Origin of the sequence: Amycolatopsis sp. WAC 04197 (assembly GCF_003947475.1) — a bacterium.
Lineage (GTDB): Bacteria > Actinomycetota > Actinomycetes > Mycobacteriales > Pseudonocardiaceae > Amycolatopsis > Amycolatopsis japonica.
The window spans coordinates 24,515-49,322 of sequence record NZ_QHJK01000014.1; the positions used below are offsets into that span (position 1 = coordinate 24,515).

Sequence of the window (24,808 nt, forward strand, 5' to 3'; positions counted from 1 at the left end):
CTCAGAGCAACGCGACCGCGGCCGCGTACTGCGGCACCAGACGCGCCCCCAGCGATGCCTTCATCTCGGACATCTTCTTGCCGAACACCACCTGCGGCCGCCCGGCTTCGAGCGCCCAGCGCACCGCTTCGCCGTAGAAGTGGAAGTAAAGATCGGGCCGTCCGCCGAGTTCCCGCGGCAGCGCCGCCCAGTGCCGGGCGATCGGCAGCGTCGGATGGTCGAGCAGGGTCGCGACGGCGACCGCCCGGCCGGTGGCGGTCTCGCGGTACTCGATGACGTGCACGTCCGGTTGCCGCAGCAGTCTGCCGAGATAGCCCACGAACGCCGGCAGCGGCACGATCGGCACGTCGTGATGTTTGGTTTCGTTGTACCGCAGCAGTTCCGCGATCTCGACGGGATCGGCCTCGGCGCCCGGGCGCACGCGCACCGTGAGCGACGGATCGGCGTCGAAAGTGCGGAAGATCTTGCGCAGGTTCTGTTTGCGTTTCCTGGCCAGCGAGTGCATCCAGTCGTCCCGGCTCGAGAACGGCGTGACGTCGAGTACGGCGACGTCCTCCGTGCGGCGCACCATCTTCGGCCCGCCGCGGACACTGTCCACTCCGGACTCGCCGACCTGGCGCACCAGCAGCGCGCGCAGGCCGAACCCGAGTTCCTCGCGCATGGCGGGGACGAAGGTGTCCAGCAGCCTGCCGACGCCGCCGTCTTCGTCCTCGCCGTCGAACCACCAGCCCGGCATCGCTCCCGCGCCCGGGGAGCGGACGTCGAGCCCGCCGAGCCGCCCCCGTCCCGCCGTGCGGGCGAACCGGTGCCGCCGGGTGAGCCCGGTGACCCACGCCGAACTGACCACGCCCCGCGGTTCGCCGTCTTCGAGCAGGACCGTGACGGGCTGTTCGGTGCGCGCCGCCCACGCCTGGGCGGTGAGCACCTCCCAGCTCCAGTCCGCGCGCAGCCCCGCCTTGCCCCGCAACGACTTCCAGTACGCGGGCTCCGGGTCACGGCGGGGGTCCAGCACCTCGATCACCATCGCGTCACCGGTCTCGGCACGATGACCCCGAGCAGCGGGACCGGCTGGAAACCGAGCGTCGCCTTGAGGTCGGTCAGGCCCCGGCCCATCGAAAGGGATTTCCGGTTGCCCTCGATCATGTAGCGCACGTTCCGGACGACCGCCTCGAAGTAGAGGTGCTTCGGACGTCCCTCCTCCGGGGCGAGCGCGGCCCAATGCTGGTGCAGCGGCGCGACGGGGTGGTCGAGCACGTTGGTGAACGCGAGCAGCCTGCCTTCGCCGTCATGGTAGGTCGAGGTGATGACATCCGGCCTGCGCACAAGTTCACCGAGGTATTCGGCGGTGACCGGACCGCGCCGGTCGAATTTCACCGGCCCCATCCGCTCGCGGTGCTCCCGCAGCATGGTGGCCAGTTCCAGCGCGTCGAGGTCGGTGCGGGCGGCTTCGGTGCGGACCACGACGTCCGGGTCGGCGGCGATCTTCTTCGACTGGCCGCGCAGGCTCAGCCGCCTGCTGCGGCGCAGGGACGCCAGCCAGCCGTCGACGTCGACGAACCGGTTCTCCAGCACCGACGTCGGCATCGTGTCGCGAACGGGCCTGCCCCGTCCGGTCAGCATGTCGAGCGACTCCGGCGGGACGGTGCGGTAGACGACGCCGAGGCAGCCCGGCCCGGTGAAGCGGCCGACGGCCCGCTCGAACCGGCGCATGATCTCCCGCCGGTCGGCCGCGTCGAGGCCGTCGGCGAACAACCACGGCGGATATCCGGAAAGCCACGCGTGTTGCACCTCGACCCAGCGCGGACCCAGCCGCGCGATACCGCGCACGGCACCGGGACCCGCCGGGGAGATCGGGGTGCACAGCATCGCCAGCACGGCGGCGACGATCTCGCCGCCGTCGCTGATCACGGTGAGCGCGGTGGGGCTGGGCGAAAAGCGGGACTCCACCCGCAGCAACCCGTAGTCCCACGGGACCGGGGCCTGCTGCGCGTCGAGGAAACCGGCCCAGCCCTCGGGTTCCGGATCGGTCCGCGGGTCGAGCACCCGCACGTCCCAGGTCATCGGCCCAGCACCGGTCTCGGTACGGCGACCGACACCAGGGACCTGGTGCCGAAGCCGAGCGGGGTCTTGTTCTCCAGCATCGCCCGGCCCGCGGTCAGTTCGGGGCGCCGATGCGTGATCATGTGCTCCACTCCCCTGGCGTAGAAGTCGACATAGAGCCCTTTCCGTCCGCCTGCCGCGCTCGGCGGCGCGGCCCATTGGTGCAGCGCGCATCCGTCGTCGGCGTCGAACAGCGTGCCGAAACCCAGCAGCCGTCCGGATCCGTCACGGTAGGTACGGGTGACGACGTCCGGACGGCGGATCAACGCGTCCAGATAGGACGGTGCGATCGGGCTCCGGGTGTCCATGTGCAGCCCGCCGAACCGCGACCGCTGCCCGCCTGCCCAGGCCCGGTCGTCCTGCCTGCGCCGGTGGGCGTTGAGCAGGACGGCGAGTTCGTGGCAGTCCAGGTCCCGGCGGGCGGCGGCGGCCTCGGTGTGCAGGTTCCCGTCTTCCCGCAGTTCGTACAGTGTCTTCCGGGTCTCGTCGCCGAGCGTCCGTTCCCAATCGTCCACAGTGGAGTAGTCGTTGGTCAGCACGGCGGCCGGGTCGATCTCCCGGGACATCCGGCCCGGGCCGTCCAGCGCCGGAAGGAGCTCCGGATTCATCGCCCGGTAGATCAGGCCCAGCAGTCCCGGGCCGAGGTGGGCGCACAATGCCCGTTCGAACCGGCGCACCACTTCCCGCCGCTCGGTCTCGTCGAGCCGCTCGTCGAGTACACCGGCGGGATAGCCGCTGAGCTGCCAGAGATAGGCCTCGGCCCAGCGCGGGCGGAACCGTCCACCGAGGACGGACAACGGCGCGAAGTCGCCCGCCCGCCAGCTCCGGCACACCATCACGGTGAACGCGCCGACGATCGTCCCGTTCCGGCGCAGCACCGCGAGCACCGCGGGGTTCTTCGCCATCCAGGCTTCCCGGCGCAGGACGTCGTACTCCCAGACCGGCCACAGCTTCGCCCGCCGCTGGAAACCACTCCAGCCCTCGGGTTCGGCCGCGGTCCTCGGATCGAGCACCTCGGCCTCGAACACGGTGCTTCTCGCCGCCACCTTCATCGTCACCATCCCAGTACCGGTCTCGGCACGGCCGCGGCGTACACCGGGCGCGCCCGGAAACCCAGCGTGGCCTTGAGTTCGGGTAGTCCGCGCCCGGCGGTGAGCTCCTTGACCCCGCGCCGCGTGGCGTACCGCATGGCGTGGATGTAGGAGTCGAACAGCAGCCCCCGCCGCCCGCCTTCGTCCACCGGCAAGGTGCCCCAATGCTGTTTCGCCGGGCTGTCCGGATGATCGAGCAACGTGTTCACCGCGAGCAGCCTGCCGTCCGCGCCGGTGTAGGTCAGCGTGTGCACGTCGGGCCGCCGCAGGAACCGGTGCAGGAACGCGGCGGAAGGCGGCGTCCTGGTGTCGAGCGGGAGCTTGCCGTGCCGGTCACGATGCCCCTGGATGAGGGTCGCGACCTCGGCGCTGTCGAGGTCTTCCCGGCCGGCGCCACCGACGACCACCACATCCGGATCGTCGGCGATCCGGCGCCGCTGCCGTCGCAACCCGCCCCGCCGCGACTTGGGCAGCGAGGCGATCCATTCGTCTTCCGAGGCGAACCGGTTTTCCAGCACGGCCACGGAATCGACGGCCTTCACCAGCCGCCCGCGGCCCTGGAGGTCCTGCGCGAGGTCCCGACCCAGCGCCCGGTACAGCACTCCGAGCAGGCCGGGGCCGAGCCTCCGGCACAGGGACCGTTCGAAGTCCCGGATCAGCGGACGGCGATCGGCGGCGGAGACCTCCGGCGCGAACGCGAGCCCCGGGTAGCCGCTCAGCCAAGGCTGGCACACCTCGGCCCAGAACGGGCGTAGCAACCGGTGTCCCGGCGTCGGCGCGAAGCGGTACCGCAGCCGGGGACGGCACACCAGCACCGAAAACGCCGCGACGATGCCGGCACCGTCCGAGACGGTGGCGAGCACCGGCGGGTTCCGCGCGGTCCAGGCGTCGAGCCCCATCACCTCGTAGTCCCACACCGGATGCAGGCGGGCGGCGCGGGAGAACTCCGGCCAGCCGACGGGAACGGGATCGGTGCGGGGATCGTGGAAACCCGTCTTCACGTGAGCACGACCGGCGTCCCGTGTCGCGGGCACGGCGCGATCTCACCACGGACGCCGCCGGCCGGGAGCACGTCCACGAACCGCGGGGAATCCTGGCGCAACAGCGTGAACGCGAGCCCGCCCGTCGTCGGGCGCGCGTAGACACGCGGCCAGTCGAGGTGCCAACGGCCGCAGTCCTCGATCGCGCCCAGATAACCGAGCGCCGGATCGTGGAGCACCCCGTACGGCCCGGAGTCCATTGTGTCCAGTTCCCGTCGCGGTACGGATTCGACCCGGTACGCACGGTCTTCGGGCAAGGCGGCGGCGAAGACGGCCAGCTGCTTGTCGTCGCCGACCGCGAGCACGCGACGGCCGCGGCGAAGCGCGGAGGACACTTCCGCCAGCACGCCCGGCGCCGGGACGTCGGGATCCACCACACAGCAACGAACCCCGCGCGGCAGGTCCGAAGGCGGCCGCACCCCGTCCCCGCCGAGCACCACGACCAGTGCGTCACCGCTCACCGAGCGTGCCTTACGCAGCACGGGACCCAGGCCCCGGCTTGGTTCGATCCGTTGCGTGCCACCGGCGAGCGGAACCAGATCGACGATCTTGTGCACCGCTTCGGCCAGTGGCGCCGCGCCCGAATCCGTCCCGGTGCGACCGGGTACCAGCACGGGATCCGTTCTGCCGTCCAGAGCCCAGCGTTCCCGGTAGAACGGCACCGTCGCGAAGGCCGACCGCACCGACCGCCGGTAGGCGGCCCGCCAGGCAGCATTCACCCCCACAGTCCACATGGCGCGCAAGCCTGCGTCATCACCGGCGGTTTGGGAATACCCCGCGTCGGATTCATCCGGTTTTCGCCCGACTTCCCACCTTTTCGACTGAGCTGAAAGGACGAACTTGCGGATTCCCCTAGCGGCAGCAAAGCGAGTCTGCCTATAACACGGGAACTTTCGATCCGGCACGACCTGCCGGACGCCTGGGGCCAAGGGGACTCATGAACCGTGAAAACACAACGCGTGACGCTACGAACACAATAGCGCACTCATCGCAGGGATTCGACAGATGAGCTGGTCGACCCCCGGCCCGGCGGAAAGTGGACTCACCGTAGTCGTCCCGTGCTTCAACGAAGTCGACAACGTCGAGCCCTCCTACCGGGAGATCGTCGCCGAGTTGGGAAATCTCCCCCTCGAACTGCTCTATGTGGACGATGGGAGCACGGACGGGACCCTGGACGTCATCCGGGCGCTCGCGCATACCGACCCCCGGGTGCGCTATCTGTCCTTCACCAGGAACTTCGGGTTCGAAGCGGCCTTTTCCGCCGGTTACCGGTACGCCGGGAAACCGTGGCTCCTGCACATGGACGCCGATCAACAGTTCCCGGCCTCCGAGGTGGGGAAATTGATCATGGCCGCCGAGGCCGGCAACGACGCCGTTTTCGGTGTTCGCACCAATAGGCAAGATCCCTTACTAAGACGGTGGGGCACCGCCGCCTTCCATTTCGTCGGCCGCCGCGTCCTGCGGATCGAAATCCCGCCCGGCGCGACGGCGTTCCGCCTGGTGCGCACGGAGCTCGCGCGCAAGATCGTCGATCTCCGGCTGGGCACCCCGTACTTCCTCGCCACCGTGCCGAGGCTGACCAGCCGCTACACCACCGTCCAGGTGGCACACCGGGCCCGCGAACGCGGTGAGTCCAAAGTGGGCTTCGGTTTCCTTTCCTCGCACGCCATCGAGTTGTTCGTCGGCTTCACCCGGCGGCTGACGACGATGGCCTCGACCACGGCGGTGCTGGCCGCCGGGATCTCGGTGCTCGCCGGGATCGCGGCCGCCACCGGGCTGCTCGGGCTGACCGCCGCTTCGGCGCTGACGTTCGTCATGTTCTCCGTGCTGCTGACCGTGCTCGCGTTGTCCGTCCGCTACCTGGTCGTGGTCGGCGCGGGGCAGGCGCGGCCACGGCAGTTCTACATCAGGGAAGCCAGCTTCCCGGTCGACGAGGACGACCGGCTCTACTCCTCGGCCACGGCCGAGATCCATCCTGGGGAAAGGCAAGCGGGAGTGAAGAACACCGAAGACACGGCGGCGGTACGGAGCCTGGTGATCCTGGGCGGCGCCGACGGTTCGGTCAGCACGTACCACCGGGCGCGGGAACTCGGTTTCCGCACCATCTGCGTCGACGTCCGCGCGAGCGCGCCCGCGGTGGCGCTGGCCGACGAGTTCGTCCAGGTCAGCGTCCGCGCGCCGGAACAGATCGCGGCGGCGCTCGAGGGACGGGACGACATCGCCGGGGTGCTCTGCCCGGCCAGCGACGTCGGGCTGCCCGCGCTCGCCTGGCTCACCCGGCACTGGAACCTGCCCGACCCGTTGCCCGAAGCCGCCGTCGCCGCGTCCGTCGACAAGTCCGTCTTCCGCGAACTCTGTGACCGGCTGCGTCTGCCGACCTATCGCAGCGTCGGCGGGAAGCCCGGCCCGGACCTCGCGCTCGCCGCGCAGCAACTGCGATTCCCGACGCTGGTGAAACCGGTCGACTCCTCCGGCAGCCGCGGTGTCGTCTCCTGCGCGAGCCCCGGCGGCCTCACCACCGCGTTCTCCGACTCCCTCGCGTTCTCGCCGTCCGGCAAGCTGGTCGTCGAGGAACACCTCGACGGCTCGCACTACACGATCGAAGCACTCGCCGTCGACGGCCGGATCGTGTTCCACGCGGTCACCCGGCGCACGCTGACACCACCGCCGTTCTTCGTGACGGCGTCGCATCTGCTGCCCGCCGGACTGCCGCCGGTGGTCGACCGCGCGCTCCCGGTGATGCTGACCGCGTTGTGCGCCGAACTCGGCTACCGCACCGGGCCGCTCACCCTCGACGCCGTCCTGGGCCGTGACGGGAAGTTCTACCTGATCGAGATGGGCGCCCGGATGGGCGGGAACGGCCTGGCCGAGGCGATCGAGCACAGCACCGGCGTCGACCTGATCGCCGCGGGGATCGCCGCCGCGACCGGCGGCGAGGTCGTGCTCTCCCCGCGCGACCCGCGCCCGACGCTCATCCACATCCTCGCCTCCGACCGCGGCGGCCGGATCGTGCGCATCGAGGGCGTCGACGAGGTCCGCGCCATGCCCGCGGTGCACAACCTGGAACTGTTCGCGGAAGAGGACACCTACGTCAAACCGTACGAGCAGGCCGGTTACAAGATGGGGTACGCGGTGCTTTCGGCGCCGACCGTGCCCGACGTGCTCGCGGCGGAGGACGAGCTGCGCGGCACGCTGAAGTTCCTGCTCGACGAGCAGGGTGCGGCGGTACCGCTCCCTTGACCGGCACTTCGCTCACCGGCGCCGGCACCGCGTCCATCGCGGCGCCGAAGCCGTCCATGGTGCTCCGGCTGCTCGCAGGTCGTGGCGTGTTCCGGCTGGCGATCCAGGCGATGGGCCTGGTGCTCGTCACCGCGTGGGGCGCGCACGACTACGGCCGGTTCGCCACCGCGCTCGGGCTGATGACGTGGCTCAACTTCGTGCCGTCGGCGGCGGAGAAGTCGGCGTTGAAGTGCTTGCCGCGCCTGAGGATGACGCGGGACGCGGTCGCGGCGCTGGCCATCCGCGTCGCCGTCGTCCCGGTACTGGTGGTGCTGGCGGCGATGGCGGTCGCGCTGATCGTCGCACCGGATTCGGACGCCGCGCTGTACCTGACGGCCGCGGGCTGGTCGATCTCCGGTGGCCTGCTGATGACGGTCTCGGGCCTGCACCGCTTCACCGGAAAGTCCACTTTGGACGCTCTGGCGTTCACCGCGGGCGCGCTGGTGGTCGGCGCCGTGACGGTGGGCACGTGGTTCGTCCGCTGGTCGCCGTTGACGCATCTCGGCCTGTTGCTCGGCGGGATCCTGGTCATCCTCGGCTTCTCCGCGGCACTGCTGCCGAAGAAATGGCTGCGGGTGGAAAGGATCGAGGGACACCGGCTCCTGCCCGCCTTCGGCCGGACCACCGTGCTGCTCGGGCTGACCGAGGTGCTGGACGTCCTCGCGACGTCGACGGTCTTCGGCGTGCTGGCGCTGGCCGGGCGGACCGTCGACAGTGGACCGTTCTACGTCGCCCTGCTGGCCAGCAGCGCGTTCTGTTCGCTGCTGTTCTATCAGCTTCGCGTGCACCAGCCGGCGATTTCGGCGCGGCTGCGCGGCAGTGGGGCGGCGGCGGGCCGATCCCGCGCGGTCGACCTGCTGAAACTGGTCGAACGGGGCGCGCTCGCGTTCCTCGTCCTGGCGGGGATCGCCCTCGCGATCCCGGCGGCCCGCGCGGTGCTGACCGCCGAAGACACCGTCGGCGCATACGTGGTCCTCGGCGTCTTCGTCCTGGTCGAAACGGTGCTGTTCGCCGTCCGGCTCTACGCGGGCTTCCTGATCGAAAACACCAACAGCAAGGTCCTCACGCTCACGGCGTCGGCCTCGATCGCCGGGCTGATCGCCACCCCGCTGGCCGCCGCCGCGCTCGTCCCGGCGATGGGACCGGTCGGCGGATTCGCCGCCCTCGTCTTCGCCATCGGTGTCCGGGCGACCGTCCTCCGTCGGCTGCTGCGCCGCCACCACCCCGAACTCTGAACGTCGCACTGGAGAAGGAACATGTACGTACTGGGAATCAGCAGGGTCCACGACTCGGCGGCCGCGCTCGTGCGCGACGGCGAGATCATCGCTTTCGCCGAAGAGGAACGCTTCACCCGCAAGAAGCACGACGGGGACTTCCCCGCCGAGGCGATCAAGTTCTGCCTGGAGCGCGGCGGGATCACCCTCGCCGACGTCGACCACGTCGCCTACTACTGGCAGCGCTGGCGTGAAGGCATCCACGCGGCGAAGGTGTTCGCGAAGTACTTCCCGGCCACGCTGGAGGTGTTCCGCAACCAGAACGGCGACGAGGGCGGCTCGTCGGCGGGCATGGTGGAGACGTTCAAAACCGGTGGCGGCAAAGGGGTCGACGACTACCACGTCGGCGGCGCGGTGCTCGCGCACATCAAGCGGTCCTTCACCCTCGAACGCGACGTGAAGGAGGCCGTGGGCTGGACCGGCCCGACGAAGTTCAAGACGCATCTGGTCGACCACCACAAGGCGCACGCCGCCAGCGGGTACTTCATCTCGCCGTGGGAAGAGTCGGCCGTGCTCACCTTCGACGGCATCGGCAGCGACGGCACCGCGACCTATCTGGGGCACGGCAAGGGAAACCGGATCATCGACATCCGGCGGATCAAGTTCCCGCATTCGCTCGGCGCGATGTACGCGGGCGTCACCGGCTATCTGGGCTTCTACCCCACCCGTGACGAAGGCAAGATCATGGGGCTGGCCCCGCTCGGGAACGACACCTACGTCGACGCGTTCAAGCAGCTGATCCACCTCGACGACGACGGCGGGTACGAGCTCGACCTGAGCTTCTTCGGGCACCACCGCACCGGCAAGCACGTGATGGCGAAGAAGTTCACCGACCTGTTCGGCCCGGCGAGGCCCAAGACCCGGGTCACCGCGGAGAACCCGGTGCCGCAGCACTACTGCGACATCGCCTACGCGCTGCAGGTCACCCTGGAGGAGGCCGGGCTGCACATCGCGCGCTGGCTGCAGCGGGAGACCGGATCGCGGCGGCTGTCCGTCGCGGGCGGCGTCGCGCTGAACAGCGTGATGAACGGACGGATCCTGCTGGAAACGCCGTTCGAGGACTTCTTCGCCCAGCCCGCGGCGGCCGACGACGGCTGCGCGCTCGGTTCGGCGCTGGAGGTGTCGGTCGGCAAGTACGGCAAGCCCCGTCCTCGCGACGGCTACACCTACACCGGCCCGGACTACACCGAGGCGGAGATGGAACTCGCGCTGCAGGACGCCGGGGTCCGCTACACCAAGGTCGACGACATCGCCGCGCACACGGCGAAGAAGATCTCCGAGGGCAAGATCGTCGGCTGGGTGCAGGGCCGGATGGAATGCGGGCCGCGCGCGCTCGGCAACCGTTCGCTGGTGGCCGACCCGCGCGACCCCGACTCGAAGACGCGGATGAACGAGAAGGTCAAGCACCGCGAGGCCTTCCGGCCGTTCGCGCCGTCGTGCCTGGCGGAACGCGCGGGCGACTGGTTCGTCAGCGACTACCCGTCGCCGGTCATGCTGCTGGTGTTCGACGTCCTGCCGGACAAACGCGACGAGGTCCCGGCCATCACGCACGTCGACGGCACGGCCCGCGTGCAGACGGTGACCGAAACGGACAACCCGTTGTACTACCGGATGATCAGCGAGTTCGAGAAGCTCACCGGCGTACCGATGGTGGTCAACACCTCGTTCAACGACAACAACGAACCGATCGTCGCCAGCCCGGCCGACGCGGTGGCCTGCTACCTGAAGACCGACGTCGACGCCCTCGCCCTCGGGCCGTTCTGGGCAGAGAAGGACGACCTGTGACCGCCACCCTGCCCGAAACCGACGGCTGGATCCCCGCGCTCTACCGGCGGCGCAAATGGCTGTGGCTGGTGGCCGCCGTCCCGGCCGTGGTGACCGCGCTGCTGATCATGGTGATCCTGCCGCCGGACCAGACACTGGACAACGTCGCGGAATGGGCGTTCAAACTGTGCCCGTTCGTCTTCGCGGTCGTCACGGTGGCGCTCTTCCCGCGCACCAAGTGGGGTCCGGCGCTGATCGTGCTCGCGGTGTTCGTCTACATGTCCTATTTGGACACCGAGCTGATCATGCGGATCCAGGCGTTCGCCAGGAACGCGGCCACCGACGAGGACGCCTTCCAGCCGGTGTACCAGTTCGAGCTGTTCATCGTGACGTTCATCGTCCTGTTCGGGCTGATGGCGTACCGGCTGGGCGGCGGCCGGACGGCGAACGTGCTCAAGGCCGGTGTCGCGTCGATCCTCGTGGTGATCTCGGGCGCGAACGACCTGACCTTCTGGGCGCTCAACGACGTCTGGTCCGCCGGGACGAAACCGACCGAGCTCAAATGGGCCTCGCATATGATCGTGTTCCTCGGCGGGCCGCCGAGTGTCCCGGTCGCGGTGCTGTTCATGCTGGTGCACCTGGCGCTGGCGGCGGTCGTGGTGGCGCTGCCGGTGGGCAGATGGGTCGACCGGGCGCTGGGGCTCAGGTGAGCCGGCGCACCAGCCCGTCGGCCAGCAACCGGCCGCGGTCGGTCAGCACCGCACGACCCTGACCGTCCAAAGCGGACTGTTCCAGCAATCCCTCGGCGGCGGCGGCACGGGCTTCGGCCCGGCCGTCGTCGTCGAGCGCGTCGAGCGGGAGACCTTCGGACAGCCGGAGTTCCAGCATCACGCGTTCCAGGTGCCGGTCTTCGTCGGTCAGCAGTTCACGGCCCGCGGCAGGTGATTCACCGGCCGCGAGGGACGCGGCGTAGCGGGCCGGATGCTTGACGTTCCACCAGCGGACGCCGCCGACGTGGCTGTGCGCGCCCGGCCCGGCGCCCCACCAGTCGCCGCCGCGCCAGTACCCGATGTTGTGCCGGCAGCGGGCTTCCTCCGAGGTCGCCCAGTTGGACACCTCGTACCAGCGCAATCCCGCCGAGGCGAGGACGCGGTCGATCATCTCGTAATCGGCGGCCAGCACGTCGTCGTCCGGCGCGGGCAGTTCGCCGCGGCGGATGCGGCGGGCGAGCGCGGTGCCCTCTTCGACGATCAGCGCGTACGCCGAGACGTGGTCGACACCGGCGGCCAGCACCGCGTCGAGCGAAGCCTGGAGATCCTCGATCCGCTCCCCCGGCGTGCCGTAGATGACGTCGAGGTTGACGTGGTCGAATCCGGCGGCACGCGCTTCCTCCGCGGCCGCGACCGGACGGCCGGCGGTGTGCACGCGGTCGAGGATCTTCAGCACGTGCCGCGCGGCCGATTGCATCCCGAGGGAGATCCGGTTGTATCCGGCGTCACGGATACCCGCGAAGAATTCGGGCGACGTGGACTCCGGATTGGACTCGGTCGTCACCTCCGCGTCCGGCGCGAGCCCGAAGACGTCGCGAACGGCGTCGAGAACGCTTCGCAGCCCGTCGGCGCCGAGAAGAGACGGAGTGCCGCCGCCGACGAAGACGGTGTCGACCGCGGGCGGCGCCTTCAGCACACGCGCGGCCAGGTCTAACTCGCGCTTGAGGCCTTCGAGCCACGACTGCGGCGACGAATCGCTGTCCAGCTCTCCGGCGGTGTAGGTGTTGAAGTCGCAGTAGCCGCACCGGGTCGCGCAGAACGGGACGTGCACGTAGACGCCGAACGGTCGCGTGCCGAGCCCTTCCAGCGCGCTCTCGGGGAGCGCGGATTCGACGGGCGTGGTGGTTTCGGGCAGCAACGCGGGCACACCCCAGTGTCCCCCACGCCGTGAAGGCCTCCTTCCCGGGGGAAAGAGGCCTTCACGGAACGCGTCATCGGTCGGCGATGCGCACCTTGACCGAGGTCGACCGGGAGCCGTCGTCGAACCGCACCCAGACGAGGGTCTCCATGTTCAGCGAGTAGTCGTTGACCACGTGGTCGACCGACCAGTCGCCGTGCTCGTCCGTGACGGCGTCGCGGCTCATGGCGACCTCGACCAGCACCGTATGGGACAGGTGTCCCCGGGCACCCGGCGAACAGCCGACCGCCTCGAAGCGGTACGAGTCGCCCTTGTGCAACACCGCCCCTTCCTCGGGCGAGACCAGTCTGCAGCCCTGCTGAGCCCCGGAAGCGGTACCCGGGATCAGCAGGGACGCCAGCACCATCGCGGCGACCACCCATCGGCGCATGCGCAACTCCTCCGTCCTTTGTGGATCGGAGACCGAAGCTAGCGCCGACGGCGTCCCCGCGCGGCCCCACTCACCCGAAGCGGTATTACGCCAACCCGTTAGCGGCCAGCCACTCCGCGGACGGCGGGATGGCCTCGATGATGTCGATCAGGAAGCCGTTCAGGTCCTCGATGTAGAAGTGCCGCTGACCGAATTCCTCGTCGACGAGTTCCGTCACGATCTTGACCCCCTCCCCGCGCAGGCGCTCGTACTCGCCCGCGGCGTCTTCGACCATGAGCCCGACCATCGATCCGGCCGCTTCCTGCGCCCGCCAGGGCTCCGGCGTGGACTTGTGCCCCCGCTTCACGAAGCTCATCTCATAGCCCGGCGCGCCGACGTTGAGGCTGGAGAACCAGTCCAGCTCGATCGTCACCGTCAGCTGCAGGTGCCGCTTCCACCAGGCGGTGGTCTCGGCGATGTCCTCGACGACCACACAGGCGCCGAAACCGTTGAGTTGCATCCGGTGTTCCTCCCAGTTCTAACCACTTGATGCGTAGTACTATAGACATAGTGGTTTGACTGAGGCAAGGAGAATGTCCCGATGCGACAGAACCCGGAGCGCCGGACCGCGCTCACCGACGCCGCCATCACCGTCCTCGCCCGCGAGGGCGCACGCGGCCTCACCTACCGCGCCGTGGACGTCGAGGCGGACGTGCCGCCGGGGACGACGTCCAACTACTTCCGCAATCGGGACCAGCTGCTCGGCGAGGTCGGCGTCCGAGTGCAGGAGCGGCTGTCGGCACCGGCCGAGGTGATGGCGAACCCACAGGCCGAGTCGCCGTCCCACGACCGGGTCGGCGTCCTGCTCGGCGAGCTCATGGGACGGCTGACCGGTCACCGGGAGCCTTATCTCGCCTTGCTCGAACTCCGGCTCGAAGCCACCCGGCGCCCGGATCTTTCGGCCGAGCTGACCAAGACCGTCCGCGAAGGCATCGACATGAGCGTCGACTGGCACGTCGCGGCGGGGATGCCGGGCGGGCGGGCCGAAGTGCTGCTGATGTACCTCGCGCTGACCGGGCTCACCGTCGAGCGGCTCACCCTGCCGGAGGTGCTCGCGGACGTCACCGACGAGGAGGTCATCCGGATCATCGTGGACCGCGTCCTGCCCTCTTGAGTCGTGCGCGTTCTGCGTCACAATGCCGGGCCACGAAGCCGGGCTTGACCGGCGAAGCACGCCTTTGACCAGGCAAAACAGTCGCCTTCGGACCCTGTTCCCAGTATTCGGACCGGCCTAGACCACATAGTGGGCGCGTGGCACGCTGAATGAATGACCCGCGCCGGAATCAGCCTCGTGGCACGCCGCCACGTGGACCTCCGTCGTGTGGCGAGCGCGCTCTGTGCGACGAACCGCTGACTCCCCGCCACCACCACGATCAGCCGGAGGATTCCCATGTCGTCGCCCACGCGCGAGACCCCTGCCCGCACGCCCCGGGTCAAACAGAAACGGGGCGAGGGACAGTGGGCACTGGGGTATCGCGAGCCGTTGAACCCCAACGAGCGGTCCAAGAAGGACGACAACCCGCTCAACGTCCGGGCGCGGATCGAGAACATCTACGCCCGCGGCGGTTTCGATTCGATCGACCCGGGTGACCTCCGCGGCCGGTTCCGCTGGTTCGGTCTCTACACCCAGCGCAAGCCGGGGATCGACGGCGGCCGTACCGCGACGCTGGAGCCCGAAGAGCTCGACGACCGCTACTTCATGCTGCGGGTGCGGCTCGACGGCGGCGCGCTGACCACCGAGCAGCTGGCCGTGCTCGCGGAGATCTCGCAGACCCACGCCCGCGACACCGCCGACATCACCGACCGGCAGAACATCCAGTACCACTGGATCCAGATCGAGGACGTCCCCACGATCTGGTCGAAGCTCGAGAACGCCGGGATGACCACGATGGAGGCGTGCGGCGACAGCCCGCGCGTCATCCTGGGCTCTCCCGTCGCCGGTATCGCGGCCGACGAGATCATCGACGGCACCCCCGCGATCGACGAGATCAAACGCCGCTACATCGGCGATCCGCGCTACTCGAACCTGCCGCGCAAGTTCAAGACCGCGGTCTCCGGGCAGCAGGACGTCGCGCACGAGATCAACGACGTCGCCTTCGTCGGCGTGAACCACCCCGAACACGGCCCCGGCTTCGACGTCTGGGTCGGCGGCGGCCTGTCCACCAACCCGATGATCGGGCAGCGTCTCGGCGCCTGGGTCTCGCTCGACGAGGTCCCGGACGTCTGGGAAGGCGTGATCAGTGTCTTCCGCGACTACGGCTACCGGCGGCTGCGCGCCCGTGCGCGGATCAAGTTCCTGGTGAAGGACTGGGGCGTCGCGAAGTTCCGCCAGGTGCTGGAGGACGAGTACCTCAAGCGGAAGCTGACCGACGGCCCGGCCCCCGAGGTGCCCGCCACCCAGATCGACCACGTCGGCGTGCACCCGCAGATCGACGGCAAGTTCTACGTCGGCGCCGCGCCGGTCGCGGGCCGCGTCTCCGGCGCCACCCTGCTGGCGGTCGCCAAGGCCGCCGAGCGGGCCGGGTCGAACCGCGTCCGCCTCACCCCGCACCAGAAACTCGTGGTCCTCGACGTCCCCGAGGCCGAGGTGAACGGGCTGAAGACCGAACTGGCCGATCTCGGCCTGCAGACCGAGCCCTCGCCGTGGCGGCGCGGGATCATGGCCTGCACGGGCCTGGAGTTCTGCAAACTCGCGATCGTCGAGACGAAGGCCCGCGCGATCGAACTGGTCACCGACCTGGAGAAGCGTCTCGCCGACATCCAGGCCGAGATCGAGAACCCGGTGACCGTGCACCTCAACGGCTGCCCCAACTCCTGCGCCCGGGTCCAGACCGCCGACATCGGGCTCAAGGGCCAGATCGTCACCGACGAGGACGGCAAGCAGGTCGAAGGCTTCCAGGTGCACCTCGGCGGCGGGCTCGGCCTGGACGCCGGATTCGGCCGGAAACTGCGCGGGCACAAGGTGACCGCGGCGGAGCTGACCGCGTACGTCGAGCGGGTCGTGCGGGCGTACCTCGCCGGCCGCGAACCCGGCGAGCGGTTCGCCCAGTGGGTCCTGCGGGCCGACGAAGGCGTCTTGCAATGACCGAACGCGCGACCCCGTACTACTGCCCTTTCTGTGGCGATGAAGACCTCCGGCCGGAGGAAGGCGGCTCGTGGCTGTGCTCGGGCTGCCGCCGGGTCTTCACCGTGAAGTTCCTCGGACTGTCCTTTCCGGAGGTGTCGCAAGGATGACCGCCACTGCCGACTACAAGACACTCGCCGAACGCGCCTCGAAGGAGCTCGCGGAGGCGACCGCGACCGAGGCCCTGCGCTGGACCGCGGAGACCTTCGGCGACGACTTCATCGTGGCGTCGAACATGCAGGACGCCGTCCTGATCGATCTGGCCACCCAGGTCAAACCCGACGTCGACGTGCTGTTCCTGCAAACCGGCTACCACTTCCCGGAGACCATCGGCACCCGTGACGCGGTGCAGGCGGTGTACCCGGGCGTGCGGATCGTCAACGCCGAAGCCGAACAGAGCGTCGCCGAACAGGACGCGGAGTACGGCCCGAAACTGCACGAACGCGACCCGAACCAGTGCTGCCACCTGCGCAAGGTGATACCGCTGCGGAAGACGCTCGCGAAGTACTCGGCGTGGGTGACCGGCGTCCGCCGCGTCGACGCGCCGACCCGCGCGAACACCCCCATCGTCACCTGGGACGACCGCAACGGGCTGGTGAAGATCAACCCGATCGCGCCGTGGTCCGACGACGAGTTCAACGGCTACATCAGCGAACACGGGATCCTCGAGAACCCGTTGGTGTCCATCGGTTATCTGTCGATCGGCTGCGCGCCGTGCACCGCGAAGGTCGCTCCGGGTCAGGACCCGCGCAGCGGCCGCTGGGCCGGGCAGGGCAAGACCGAATGCGGCCTGCACGGGTGAGAAGGGACGAAATGACCACGCTCGAACCGGCCGCTGACGCTGCCCAGGACAACCTGGCGGCGCTGGAATCCGAGGCCATCCACATCTTCCGCGAGGTGGCGGGTGAGTTCGACCGGCCGGTGATCCTCTTCTCCGGCGGCAAGGACTCGACGCTCCTGCTGCACCTGGCGATCAAGGCGTTCTGGCCCGCGCCGGTGCCGTTCCCGTTGCTGCACGTGGACACCGGGCACAACTTCGACGAGGTGATCGACTTCCGCGACCGCGTGGTCGAGCAGCACGGGCTCCGGCTGGTCGTGGCGAAGGTCCAGGACTGGATCGACGACGGCAGGCTCGAAGAGCGCGCCGACGGGATGCGCAACCCGCTGCAGACCACACCGCTGCTCGACACGATCGCCGAGAACAAGTTCGACGCGGTCTTCGGCGGCGGGCGCCGCGACGAGGAACGCGCCCGCGCCAAGGAGCGGATCTTCAGCCTCCGCAACGCTTTCGGCCAATGGGAGCCGCGACGGCAGCGTCCGGAACTGTGGAACCTCTACAACGGCCGTCACCGCCCCGGCGAGCAGGTCCGCGTCTTCCCGCTGTCCAACTGGACCGAGGCGGACGTCTGGAACTACATCGCGCGGGAGAAGGTCGAACTGCCGTCGATCTACTACGCGCACCGGCGCGAGGTCTACCAGCGCGACGGCATGTGGCTGGCCGAAGGGCCGTGGGGCGGGCCGCGGCCGGACGAGGTCGTCCGGGAACTGACCGTGCGCTACCGGACCGTCGGCGACGGTTCGTGCACGGGCGCCATCGAATCGACCGCCGCCACGGTGGACGAGGTCATCGCCGAGGTCTCGGCCTCCCGGCTCACCGAACGCGGCGCCACCCGTGCCGACGACCGGATGTCGGAGGCGGCGATGGAAGACCGCAAGCGGGAAGGGTACTTCTGATGTCCAGCCTCCTCAGGCTCGCGACCGCGGGCAGTGTGGACGACGGGAAGTCGACCCTCGTCGGGCGGCTCCTGTACGACACCAAATCCGTCCTCGCCGACCAGCTGGACGCGGTCACCCGCGCCAGTGTCGACAAAGGACTGTCCACTCCGGACCTCTCGCTGCTCGTGGACGGCCTGCGCTCGGAACGCGAGCAGGGCATCACGATCGACGTGGCGTACCGGTACTTCGCGACGCCGAAGCGCAGTTTCGTCCTCGCGGACACGCCGGGCCACGTGCAGTACACGCGGAACACGGTGACCGGGGCGTCCACCGCACAGCTCGCCGTGCTGCTGGTCGACGCACGGAAGGGCGTCATCGAGCAGACCCGCCGCCACGCCGCGGTGCTCGCGCTGCTGGGTGTGCCGAACCTGGTGCTGGCGGTGAACAAGATCGACCTCGTCGGTTACGACGAAGCGACGTTCACCGTGATCGCCGAGGAGTTCGCCGAGCACGCCGCTTCCCTGGGCTACGAACGGGGTTCCGTGCTCGCGGTGCCGGTTTCGGCGCTGGTGGGCGACAACGTGGCCGAGAAGTCGGACAAGACCCCGTGGTACTCGGGCCCGACCCTGCTGGAGCATCTGGAAACCGTTCCGGTGGCGCCGGATCCGCACGATTCGGCGTTCCGTTTCCCGGTGCAGTACGTGATCCGGCCGCGCACGGCCGACCATCCCGACTACCGCGGGTACGCCGGGCAGATCGCGGCGGGCACCGTGCGGCCGGGTGACGAGATCGTCGTTCTCCCGCAAGGGATCCGCAGCCGGGTCGAGGCCATCGACACCGCCGACGGGCCGCTCGCCGAAGCCGGCGCGGGCACCTCGGTGACCCTGTTGCTCGCCGACGACGTCGACATCTCGCGCGGTGACCTGATCGCCGCCGCCGACCGGCAGCCGACGGTGACCGACGAGATCACCGCGACCCTCTGCTGGCTCTCAGCCAAGGCGCTCAAACCGGGCGCTCGGGTGCTGGTGAAGCACGGAACGCGGACGGTGCAGGCCCTGGTCGGCGAACTCCACGCCCGCTTCGACGAGCAGACTCTGTCCAGTGTGGACGATCCGGCCACCTTGGAGCTCAACGACATCGGCCGGGTGACCCTGCGGCTGGCCGAAGAGATCGGCGTGGACGACTACGGCGTCAGCCCCCGGACGGGTGCGTTCCTGGTCATCGACCCGAAGGACGGCGACACCCTCGCCGCCGGCCTCGTCGGCGAAAGGTTCGCATGACCCCACCCCGCACTCCGCCCCTGGTCGCCGTCGCCCACGGCAGCCGCGATCCGCGGTCCGCCGCGACCATCCGCGCCCTGCTCGACGTCTCCCGCGGGCTGGCACCGGGTCTCGACATCCGCGAGTCCTTTTTGGATCTTTCGGAGCCGCTGCTCACCGATGCCCTTCGCGGCCTGTACGCCGAGGGGCACCGCGAAGTCGTCGTGGTGCCCCTGCTGCTCGGCGTGGCCTACCACGCCCGGGTCGACCTGCCCGCGCTCGTCGCCGAGGTGACCGCGGACTGCCCGGGCCTCGACGTGCGGGTTTCCGGAGTACTGGGCATCGACCCGCTCATCGAGACGGTCGCGCTGGACCGGCTCGCCGAAGCGGGCGCCGATCTGGACGACCCGGGCCTCGGTGTCCTGCTGGCCGGTGTCGGCTCGTCGAACGTGGCGGCGAACGACGCCGTCGCCGGGATCACCACTCGCTGGCATCTGCGGCGCGGCCTGCTCGCGACCCCCGCCTTCGCCAGTGCCGCGCAGCCGGACGTGCCTGCCGCCATCGCGCGGTTGCGGCTCAACGGAGCGCGACGGCTCGCGGTCGCGGGCTGGTTCCTCGCACCGGGACTGCTTCCGGACCGGATCGCGCGCCTGGCCCGCGAAGCCGACCCGTCCGTGATCGTCGCCGGGCCGCTGGGGCCGGATCCGCGGATCGCCGGGCTCGTCCTGGACCGCTACGACGTCGCCGCCGCCCGGCTCGCCGCCTGAGTAGCACGACCCGTCCCGTACGGGCGCTTGATACCGATTTTCGGTGGGTTCCGTTCCCAGTTCCGTGACACCCCGCGTATGGGAACGGAGATTTCTTGACGAGTTACTTAACTTGCCGGTAACTCTCTAATCGCTGCGCAGCTCCCTCTCTCCCCATCGAACCCCCAGGTAGGTGGAACATGAAGGCTGCCATCCGTGCCCTCGTCTGCGCTTCGGCCGTACTCGTCCCGATCGCCGGTCTGGCCGCGCCGGCTTCCGCGGCGACCACCGTCGTCTTCGACTGCGAGGCGAAGCCGCCGCTCGTCGGCAACAAGTACCTCAAGCTGAACCAGGACGCGGACGTCACCGCCCCGGCCACGGTCGCCCCCGGTGCCGCGCTCGACATCGTCATCGACCCGGCGCCGAACACCGTCCCGGCCGAGGTCAGCGGCTACCAGGTCAAGAACATCAAGGACTTCTCCCTGAAGATCCCGATCCCGGCGAACTCGACCTGGGTGGGTGCCGACCTCGCCGGCGGCTCCGGCATCGGCTCGACCCCGCCGAAGATCACCGTCTCCGGCAGCGTCGCGACGCTGAGCTTCCCCGGCCCGATCGCGGGCGGCTCGACGTTCGAACTGCCGACCGTGACCGCGCATCTCACCGCGGGTTCGTCCGGCACCATCGAGACGAAACTGGGCGGCTCCAGCTACAGCGACCCGGGTCTGACGTTCACCGCCGTGGTCAGCGCCGGTTTCGACGTCTCCGCCCCGACGGCGTGTTTCCCGAACCCGAGCCCGACGTTCACCACGACGACGATCGGCTGACCCGTGCCTGCGCCACCGTCGTGACGATGGTGGCGCAGGCCACTGCCCGGCCCGACTTCGCCCGTGCGAAGGTGGGGCATGGCTGACGAACTGGTGCACTACGACGTGGTGGGCGGCACCGCCACGATCACCTTGGACTCCCCGCACAACCGCAACGCGCTCTCCGCCCAGCTGCGGCGTGAACTGAGCGAATCGCTGGACAAGGCACAGGCGGACGACGCGGTGCGGGTCATCGTGCTCACCCACACCGGTCCGGTGTTCTGCGCGGGTATGGATCTGAAGGAGGCCCGCGGCGCCGGTGCGGGTGCCCAGGGCGTGAACGAGTTCCCCAAGATCCTCGAGCAGCTGTGGACCAGCCCCAAACCCGTCGTGGCCAGGCTCGCGGGCCCCGCCCGGGCAGGCGGGATCGGCATGGTGGCCGCGACCGACATCGCCGTCGCCGTGCTCGAAGCGACCTTCGCCTTCTCCGAGGTGCGGATCGGCGTCGTCCCCGCCGTCATCTCGCTCACCGTGCTGCCGCGGCTCAACGCCCGCGCCGCGCACGAGCTGTTCCTCACCGGTGACACCTTCGACGCGAAGCGCGCCGTCGAGATCGGCCTGCTGAACTCGGCCGTCCCCGCCGACGAACTCGACGACGAGGTCGCCCGCTACGTCAAGGCGCTCGCGCTCGGCGGCCCGAAGGCGCTCGCGGCGACGAAGGAACTGCTCAGCAAGCCGCGCCCGGCGACACCCGCCGAAGGCTTCGAAGCCATGAACAAGCTGTCCGCCGGGTTCTTCGCGAGCGAAGAAGGCCAGGAGGGCATCACGGCCTTCGCGCAGAAGCGCAAGCCGAACTGGGTCCCGGAGGCATAGGCCGTGTCCTAGTCCGGCAGGACGACGGTGAGGCGCCGGGAGTCCGTCCGATCGCCGGACGGCCCCAGCGCCCGCTGCGCGTCGGAAAGCACGCTGCGGACGGCCAGGTACGCCTTGGGATCACGCTCCCGCAGCCCCGAGGAACCGGCCCAGATCAGGACGTGCTCGCCGGGCGGGAGCCAGGACAGGTCGGTGAGGCAGTCGTAGAGCGCGTCGAGGTTCTTCCCGAAGTAGTCCGGGAACGACAGCGCCTCCGCGATCGCGTCGAGCGCCGAGTCCTTGTCGACCGTCCGTGTGCCGTCGATCAGGTGCGGATACGCGCCGCGGGCGAACGCCTTGTCCGCCGCGTCCTTGCCCGCGCTCATCGGCTCGGATCCACTACGACGAAGGACTTGTAGTGGTCCTCGGTGTAGTACAGCTCCTTGCCACTGCCGGTCACGAGCCGCCTCGCCCCGCGATCCGGGCTGCCCGGCGTCTTCACCGTGTACTCCCGGTAGTAGCCGGAACCCTTGGCGGGCAAGACCTTCTCCCGGTTCTGGAAGGTGACGTCGTCGTTGCGCGGATACGGGTACGGCCCGCCCGCTTGGATGAGCTTCCAGGTGTCGGACGCCTGCGAAGGAAGCTTCGTCAGCGGCTTGACCGGGAGACCGGAATCCTCGCCCGCGACCTTGCCCTTCGCCCCGCTCGCCGCGGCGTCGCCCGACGGCGCGGCCGAAGCGGACGAACTCGCCGGAGCGCTCTTCGTGTCGTCACCGCTGATGCCGTCCTTGACGAACCAGCCTGCGAGCACCAGCACGATCAGGCCGATCAGGGCGGCGGTGATCCGCCTACGGTTGAACATGGTGTGCCAGCTTAGGACGGCCGGTCGGAGTCGTTCGCATCGCGGGCGGTGCCGAAGCGCCGGGCGACCTTTCCGAAGACCGTGTCGAGTACCCAGGCCGCGACCAGGCACAGCGGCACCACGACCGCCATGACCAGCACGAACTGTACGGGGAACGGGGCCTGCGCGAGCCACAGTTCGACGCCGTCCCACCAGTCCGCAAGCCCATTGAACACATTGTGAGCCTACGCTCGCATCGAGTGCCGCCACCGGTCAGGCCATGTAGGTTGCTGGCATGTTCGCCGTTTACGCTTCCGAACCCAACGCCGAAAAGCCGCTGGACTCGCTGGTGATCGGCGAGCGGCCCGAACCCGAGGTCCCCGAAGGCTGGGTGCGGGTCAACGTCAAGGCCGCCAGCCTCAACATGCACGACCTGTGGACGTTGCGCGGCGTCGGCATCAAACCCGAGCAGTTCCCGATGATCCTGGGCTGCGACGGCGCGGGCACCCTCGACGACGGCACCGAGGTCGTCGTCCATTCGGTGATCAACGCCCCGGGCTGGCAGGGCGACGACACCCTCGACCCGAAGCGCACCCTGCTCACCGAGAAGCACCAGGGCACCTTCGCCGAGCAGGTCGTGGTGCCGGCGCGCAATGTCGTTCCGAAGCCGTCGGGCCTGAGCTTCGCGGAAGCCGCGACCATGGGCACGGCGTGGCTGACCGCGTACCGGATGCTGTTCGTGAAGTCCGGGCTGCGGCCTGGGCAGACGATGCTCGTCCAGGGCGCCTCTGGCGGCGTCTCGACCGCGCTGATCCAGCTCGGGCGTGCGGCCGGTTTCCGGGTCTGGGTCACCGGGCGTAGCGAAGAGAAGCGTGCGCTGGCCGAGAATCTGGGCGCACATCAGACCTTTGAGTCCGGCGCGCGGTTGCCGGAGCGGGTCGACGCGGTCTTCGAAACCGTCGGCAAGGCGACCTGGTCCCATTCGGTGAAGTCGCTGAAGCCGGGCGGCATCATCGTCGTCTCGGGCTCGACCAGCGGCCCGGACGCTCACGCGGAGTTGCAGCGCGTGTTCTTTCTGCAACTGCGCATCGCGGGTTCGACCATGGGGACCAGGGACGAGCTGAACGATCTCCTCGCCTACCTGGAGCTCACCGGGGTCCGCCCGCAGATCGGCGCCGAACTGCCGTTCGCGGAAGCCGAAACCGGGTTTAAGAACATGCTCGACGGGGAAACTTCAGGGAAGGTCGTCTTCACGCATTGATCGGAGGGGTGAGTCCGCCCCCTCCCCGTGATCAAGCGCGCACACAAGCGCACGTCCGCGCGTTCCACGCAGGTCAAACAGCTATTTCGCGGTCTTGTCAAGTGTCAAGAACGTTATGACTTGGCGAGCTTCTTACGACCAAAGTTCGACCAAAATCCGACCTCTCGCGGTTAGCCTGGAACCATGACCGCATCGCAGCGGCCCGAACCGGCGGACCCCGGGGGCCGGACCACCACCGACACCGACCCGATCCGCGTCTCGTTCCGGCGCTACGCCGGTGTCCGCACCAGAGTGCTCGAAGTCGGGCCGCAGCCGGTGGAATCCACCGACCGCGCCCCTCGGCGGATGCTCGGCAAACGGGCCACGGCGCGCGGGCAGGTCAAGCCGACCGCGCCGAGGCTGGTGCTGCTGCACGGCTACTGCGACAGCGCCGACACCTGGCGCCCCGTTCTGGAGCTGCTCGCGGCCGCCGGTGTTCCGGCGGTCGCGGTCGATCTGCCCGGATTCGGTGACGCTCAGCCACTGCGGCCGGGCCCGATGCTGCCGCAGCTGGACGCGTTCACCGCGGCCGTGGTCAAGGAGCAGGCCGTACTCGGCACGGTGGTGCTCGCCGGCAACTCGCTCGGCGGCACGATGAGCCTGCGGGCCGCGGAGAACCACCGGCTGCCGGTCGCCGGCGTGGTGTCGATCGCCGCGCCCGGTTTCGTGGACAGCTGGCTCATCCGCACCGTGGCCAGGTACCCGCTGCCGCTGCGGATGTACTCGGCCCTGCCGCTGCCGATCCCCGGCTTCCTCGTGCGCGCCGTCGCCGAGCAGGTCGTCCCCCGGCTCCTGTACGCCGACTCGGCCGCAGCCGACGCCGCCCAGGTGCGCCGGTTCACCTCGTTGTTCCCCGACTACCGCTCCACCACCACCAGGCTCGAACAGGCGCGGCAACTCGTCGAGGAGCTGGCGAACGCGTACCGGCTCGAAGAGGTCCGTGTCCCGCTCCTGGTGGTCGTCTGCGGCAAGGACAAGCTGGTCAGCGCCGCCTCCGGACGGCAGCTGCACGCGCTGGTCCCGCACAGCAGGCTGATGGTGCGTGAGGACTGGGGCCACTGCCCGCAGCTGGACGACCCCGTCGAGATCTCGGAGCTGCTCACCTACTTCTCCGCCGGCGCGTCCAGGCCGTCGAAGATCGCCGCTCGCGTGGCGGCCGAAGTGAGCGAGGACACCGTCGCCGGATAGGTGCGATCGCTCGTCTGCCAGTACGGTGCCCTTCGGACTGTGACCCAGTCCGAA

At 69.4% G+C, this 24,808-nt stretch carries 27 protein-coding genes; 16 read left to right on the forward strand and 11 right to left on the reverse strand.

The window, feature by feature from the left end; translation table 11 throughout:
* Position 1 precedes the first annotated feature (1 nt).
* The 5 genes from DMC64_RS37490 to DMC64_RS37510 are packed head-to-tail and all read right to left on the reverse strand — an operon-like array spanning position 2 to position 4,914.
* On the reverse strand, positions 2-1,024 hold the full coding sequence (locus DMC64_RS37490) for a GNAT family N-acetyltransferase (protein ID WP_125737407.1): 1,023 nt from the start codon (positions 1,022-1,024) through the stop codon (positions 2-4).
* Positions 1,018-2,061 (reverse strand): GNAT family N-acetyltransferase, encoded by a 1,044-nt coding sequence (locus DMC64_RS37495; RefSeq protein ID WP_125737408.1) that lies wholly within the window; start codon positions 2,059-2,061, stop codon positions 1,018-1,020. Before DMC64_RS37495 ends, DMC64_RS37490 begins: the two co-directional genes overlap by 7 nt.
* Entirely contained in the window at positions 2,058-3,161 is a 1,104-nt protein-coding gene (locus DMC64_RS37500; RefSeq protein ID WP_125737409.1) for a hypothetical protein, read from the reverse strand. The genes DMC64_RS37495 and DMC64_RS37500 overlap by 4 nt, the downstream gene beginning before the upstream one ends.
* Complete coding sequence (locus DMC64_RS37505; protein WP_125737410.1) at positions 3,155-4,192, reverse strand: GNAT family N-acetyltransferase; 1,038 nt, start codon at positions 4,190-4,192, stop codon at positions 3,155-3,157. Before DMC64_RS37505 ends, DMC64_RS37500 begins: the two co-directional genes overlap by 7 nt.
* A complete protein-coding gene (locus DMC64_RS37510; protein ID WP_125737546.1) occupies positions 4,189-4,914 on the reverse strand; it encodes a hypothetical protein in 726 nt (241 codons plus the stop codon). Before DMC64_RS37510 ends, DMC64_RS37505 begins: the two co-directional genes overlap by 4 nt.
* A 322-nt stretch (positions 4,915-5,236) precedes the next feature.
* Here DMC64_RS37510 and DMC64_RS43715 point away from each other — a divergent pair, with 322 nt between their 5' ends.
* From DMC64_RS43715 to DMC64_RS37530, 4 genes are read left to right on the forward strand one after another with little or no spacing between them, the layout of a single operon-like run.
* Positions 5,237-7,471, forward strand: coding sequence for a glycosyltransferase (locus DMC64_RS43715; RefSeq protein WP_125737411.1), 2,235 nt, complete (start codon positions 5,237-5,239; stop codon positions 7,469-7,471).
* Complete coding sequence (locus tag DMC64_RS37520; protein ID WP_125737412.1) at positions 7,468-8,745, forward strand: hypothetical protein; 1,278 nt, start codon at positions 7,468-7,470, stop codon at positions 8,743-8,745. Before DMC64_RS43715 ends, DMC64_RS37520 begins: the two co-directional genes overlap by 4 nt.
* Before the next feature lie 21 nt (positions 8,746-8,766).
* Positions 8,767-10,569, forward strand: coding sequence for a carbamoyltransferase C-terminal domain-containing protein (locus tag DMC64_RS37525; protein ID WP_125737413.1), 1,803 nt, complete (start codon positions 8,767-8,769; stop codon positions 10,567-10,569).
* On the forward strand, positions 10,566-11,258 hold the full coding sequence (locus DMC64_RS37530) for a hypothetical protein (protein WP_125737414.1): 693 nt from the start codon (positions 10,566-10,568) through the stop codon (positions 11,256-11,258). The genes DMC64_RS37525 and DMC64_RS37530 overlap by 4 nt, the downstream gene beginning before the upstream one ends.
* On the opposite strand, the gene hemW is transcribed toward DMC64_RS37530, so the two are convergent.
* From hemW to DMC64_RS37545, 3 genes are all read right to left on the reverse strand, one after another.
* Positions 11,251-12,465 carry a radical SAM family heme chaperone HemW gene (hemW, locus tag DMC64_RS37535; protein ID WP_125737415.1) on the reverse strand — a complete coding sequence of 405 codons (1,215 nt, stop codon included), beginning with the start codon at positions 12,463-12,465 and terminating at the stop codon, positions 11,251-11,253. The two genes, DMC64_RS37530 and hemW, sit on opposite strands and share 8 nt — an antisense overlap.
* Before the next feature lie 64 nt (positions 12,466-12,529).
* Positions 12,530-12,886, reverse strand: coding sequence for a hypothetical protein (locus DMC64_RS37540; RefSeq protein ID WP_125737416.1), 357 nt, complete (start codon positions 12,884-12,886; stop codon positions 12,530-12,532).
* Positions 12,887-12,971: 85 nt separating this feature from the next.
* Positions 12,972-13,385: a VOC family protein gene (locus tag DMC64_RS37545; RefSeq protein ID WP_125737417.1), complete on the reverse strand. Its 414-nt coding sequence runs from the start codon at positions 13,383-13,385 to the stop codon at positions 12,972-12,974.
* 81 nt (positions 13,386-13,466) lie between these two features.
* On the opposite strand from DMC64_RS37545, the gene DMC64_RS37550 reads away from it, so the two are divergent.
* The 10 genes from DMC64_RS37550 to DMC64_RS37590 all read left to right on the forward strand — a co-directional run bounded on the left by DMC64_RS37550 (position 13,467) and on the right by DMC64_RS37590 (position 21,446).
* Positions 13,467-14,039, forward strand: coding sequence for a TetR/AcrR family transcriptional regulator (locus DMC64_RS37550; protein ID WP_063272848.1), 573 nt, complete (start codon positions 13,467-13,469; stop codon positions 14,037-14,039).
* 153 nt (positions 14,040-14,192) lie between these two features.
* Complete coding sequence (locus DMC64_RS43720; protein WP_350573702.1) at positions 14,193-14,279, forward strand: putative leader peptide; 87 nt, start codon at positions 14,193-14,195, stop codon at positions 14,277-14,279.
* A 36-nt stretch (positions 14,280-14,315) separates the two neighbouring features.
* Positions 14,316-16,010 carry a nitrite/sulfite reductase gene (locus DMC64_RS37555; RefSeq protein WP_125737418.1) on the forward strand — a complete coding sequence of 565 codons (1,695 nt, stop codon included), beginning with the start codon at positions 14,316-14,318 and terminating at the stop codon, positions 16,008-16,010.
* Positions 16,007-16,159 (forward strand): hypothetical protein, encoded by a 153-nt coding sequence (locus DMC64_RS37560; protein ID WP_034316341.1) that lies wholly within the window; start codon positions 16,007-16,009, stop codon positions 16,157-16,159. Before DMC64_RS37555 ends, DMC64_RS37560 begins: the two co-directional genes overlap by 4 nt.
* Positions 16,156-16,851, forward strand: a complete 696-nt coding sequence (locus DMC64_RS37565) for a phosphoadenylyl-sulfate reductase (protein WP_125737419.1) — start codon at positions 16,156-16,158, stop codon at positions 16,849-16,851. The genes DMC64_RS37560 and DMC64_RS37565 overlap by 4 nt, the downstream gene beginning before the upstream one ends.
* An 11-nt stretch (positions 16,852-16,862) precedes the next feature.
* Positions 16,863-17,783, forward strand: coding sequence for a sulfate adenylyltransferase subunit CysD (gene cysD / locus DMC64_RS37570; protein WP_037342770.1), 921 nt, complete (start codon positions 16,863-16,865; stop codon positions 17,781-17,783).
* The gene (locus tag DMC64_RS37575; RefSeq protein ID WP_038517152.1) at positions 17,783-19,045 is read left to right on the forward strand and encodes a sulfate adenylyltransferase subunit 1; all 1,263 of its coding nucleotides are present in this window, start codon (positions 17,783-17,785) and stop codon (positions 19,043-19,045) included. Before cysD ends, DMC64_RS37575 begins: the two co-directional genes overlap by 1 nt.
* Entirely contained in the window at positions 19,042-19,791 is a 750-nt protein-coding gene (locus DMC64_RS37580) for a sirohydrochlorin chelatase (RefSeq protein ID WP_125737420.1), read from the forward strand. Before DMC64_RS37575 ends, DMC64_RS37580 begins: the two co-directional genes overlap by 4 nt.
* A gap of 179 nt (positions 19,792-19,970) precedes the next feature.
* On the forward strand, positions 19,971-20,594 hold the full coding sequence (locus DMC64_RS37585) for a hypothetical protein (protein ID WP_037342765.1): 624 nt from the start codon (positions 19,971-19,973) through the stop codon (positions 20,592-20,594).
* Between the two features lie 78 nt (positions 20,595-20,672).
* Complete coding sequence (locus DMC64_RS37590; RefSeq protein ID WP_125737421.1) at positions 20,673-21,446, forward strand: enoyl-CoA hydratase family protein; 774 nt, start codon at positions 20,673-20,675, stop codon at positions 21,444-21,446.
* An 8-nt stretch (positions 21,447-21,454) separates the two neighbouring features.
* On the opposite strand, the gene DMC64_RS37595 is transcribed toward DMC64_RS37590, so the two are convergent.
* Genes DMC64_RS37595 through DMC64_RS37605 form a run of 3 tightly spaced genes read right to left on the reverse strand, consistent with a single transcriptional unit; the run spans position 21,455 to position 22,502 of the window.
* Positions 21,455-21,811, reverse strand: a complete 357-nt coding sequence (locus DMC64_RS37595) for a barstar family protein (RefSeq protein WP_125737422.1) — start codon at positions 21,809-21,811, stop codon at positions 21,455-21,457.
* A complete protein-coding gene (locus DMC64_RS37600; protein WP_125737423.1) occupies positions 21,808-22,287 on the reverse strand; it encodes a ribonuclease domain-containing protein in 480 nt (159 codons plus the stop codon). The genes DMC64_RS37595 and DMC64_RS37600 overlap by 4 nt, the downstream gene beginning before the upstream one ends.
* Positions 22,288-22,298: 11 nt before the next feature.
* Complete coding sequence (locus DMC64_RS37605) at positions 22,299-22,502, reverse strand: CDP-alcohol phosphatidyltransferase family protein (protein WP_038517165.1); 204 nt, start codon at positions 22,500-22,502, stop codon at positions 22,299-22,301.
* Between the two features lie 59 nt (positions 22,503-22,561).
* Between DMC64_RS37605 and DMC64_RS37610 the strand changes: the two genes are divergently transcribed.
* Complete coding sequence (locus DMC64_RS37610) at positions 22,562-23,527, forward strand: zinc-binding dehydrogenase (RefSeq protein WP_037342758.1); 966 nt, start codon at positions 22,562-22,564, stop codon at positions 23,525-23,527.
* A gap of 183 nt (positions 23,528-23,710) precedes the next feature.
* A complete protein-coding gene (locus tag DMC64_RS37615; protein WP_037342756.1) occupies positions 23,711-24,754 on the forward strand; it encodes an alpha/beta hydrolase in 1,044 nt (347 codons plus the stop codon).
* Positions 24,755-24,808 lie beyond the last annotated feature (54 nt).

Bases quoted from the DNA above. Each gene is read 5' to 3' on its own strand.
- DMC64_RS37490 (WP_125737407.1), bottom strand. From the start codon at position 1,024: ATGGTGATCGAGGTGCTGGACCCCCGCCGTGACCCGGAGCCCGCGTAC.
- DMC64_RS37495 (WP_125737408.1), bottom strand. From the start codon at position 2,061: ATGACCTGGGACGTGCGGGTGCTCGACCCGCGGACCGATCCGGAACCC.
- DMC64_RS37500 (WP_125737409.1), bottom strand. From the start codon at position 3,161: ATGGTGACGATGAAGGTGGCGGCGAGAAGCACCGTGTTCGAGGCCGAG.
- DMC64_RS43715 (WP_125737411.1), top strand. From the start codon at position 5,237: ATGAGCTGGTCGACCCCCGGCCCGGCGGAAAGTGGACTCACCGTAGTC.
- DMC64_RS37525 (WP_125737413.1), top strand. From the start codon at position 8,767: ATGTACGTACTGGGAATCAGCAGGGTCCACGACTCGGCGGCCGCGCTC.
- DMC64_RS37540 (WP_125737416.1), bottom strand. From the start codon at position 12,886: ATGCGCCGATGGGTGGTCGCCGCGATGGTGCTGGCGTCCCTGCTGATC.
- DMC64_RS37545 (WP_125737417.1), bottom strand. From the start codon at position 13,385: ATGCAACTCAACGGTTTCGGCGCCTGTGTGGTCGTCGAGGACATCGCC.
- DMC64_RS37550 (WP_063272848.1), top strand. From the start codon at position 13,467: ATGCGACAGAACCCGGAGCGCCGGACCGCGCTCACCGACGCCGCCATC.
- DMC64_RS43720 (WP_350573702.1), top strand. From the start codon at position 14,193: ATGACCCGCGCCGGAATCAGCCTCGTGGCACGCCGCCACGTGGACCTC.
- DMC64_RS37555 (WP_125737418.1), top strand. From the start codon at position 14,316: ATGTCGTCGCCCACGCGCGAGACCCCTGCCCGCACGCCCCGGGTCAAA.
- DMC64_RS37560 (WP_034316341.1), top strand. From the start codon at position 16,007: ATGACCGAACGCGCGACCCCGTACTACTGCCCTTTCTGTGGCGATGAA.
- DMC64_RS37565 (WP_125737419.1), top strand. From the start codon at position 16,156: ATGACCGCCACTGCCGACTACAAGACACTCGCCGAACGCGCCTCGAAG.
- cysD (WP_037342770.1), top strand. From the start codon at position 16,863: ATGACCACGCTCGAACCGGCCGCTGACGCTGCCCAGGACAACCTGGCG.
- DMC64_RS37575 (WP_038517152.1), top strand. From the start codon at position 17,783: ATGTCCAGCCTCCTCAGGCTCGCGACCGCGGGCAGTGTGGACGACGGG.
- DMC64_RS37580 (WP_125737420.1), top strand. From the start codon at position 19,042: ATGACCCCACCCCGCACTCCGCCCCTGGTCGCCGTCGCCCACGGCAGC.
- DMC64_RS37585 (WP_037342765.1), top strand. From the start codon at position 19,971: ATGAAGGCTGCCATCCGTGCCCTCGTCTGCGCTTCGGCCGTACTCGTC.
- DMC64_RS37590 (WP_125737421.1), top strand. From the start codon at position 20,673: ATGGCTGACGAACTGGTGCACTACGACGTGGTGGGCGGCACCGCCACG.
- DMC64_RS37595 (WP_125737422.1), bottom strand. From the start codon at position 21,811: ATGAGCGCGGGCAAGGACGCGGCGGACAAGGCGTTCGCCCGCGGCGCG.
- DMC64_RS37600 (WP_125737423.1), bottom strand. From the start codon at position 22,287: ATGTTCAACCGTAGGCGGATCACCGCCGCCCTGATCGGCCTGATCGTG.
- DMC64_RS37610 (WP_037342758.1), top strand. From the start codon at position 22,562: ATGTTCGCCGTTTACGCTTCCGAACCCAACGCCGAAAAGCCGCTGGAC.
- DMC64_RS37615 (WP_037342756.1), top strand. From the start codon at position 23,711: ATGACCGCATCGCAGCGGCCCGAACCGGCGGACCCCGGGGGCCGGACC.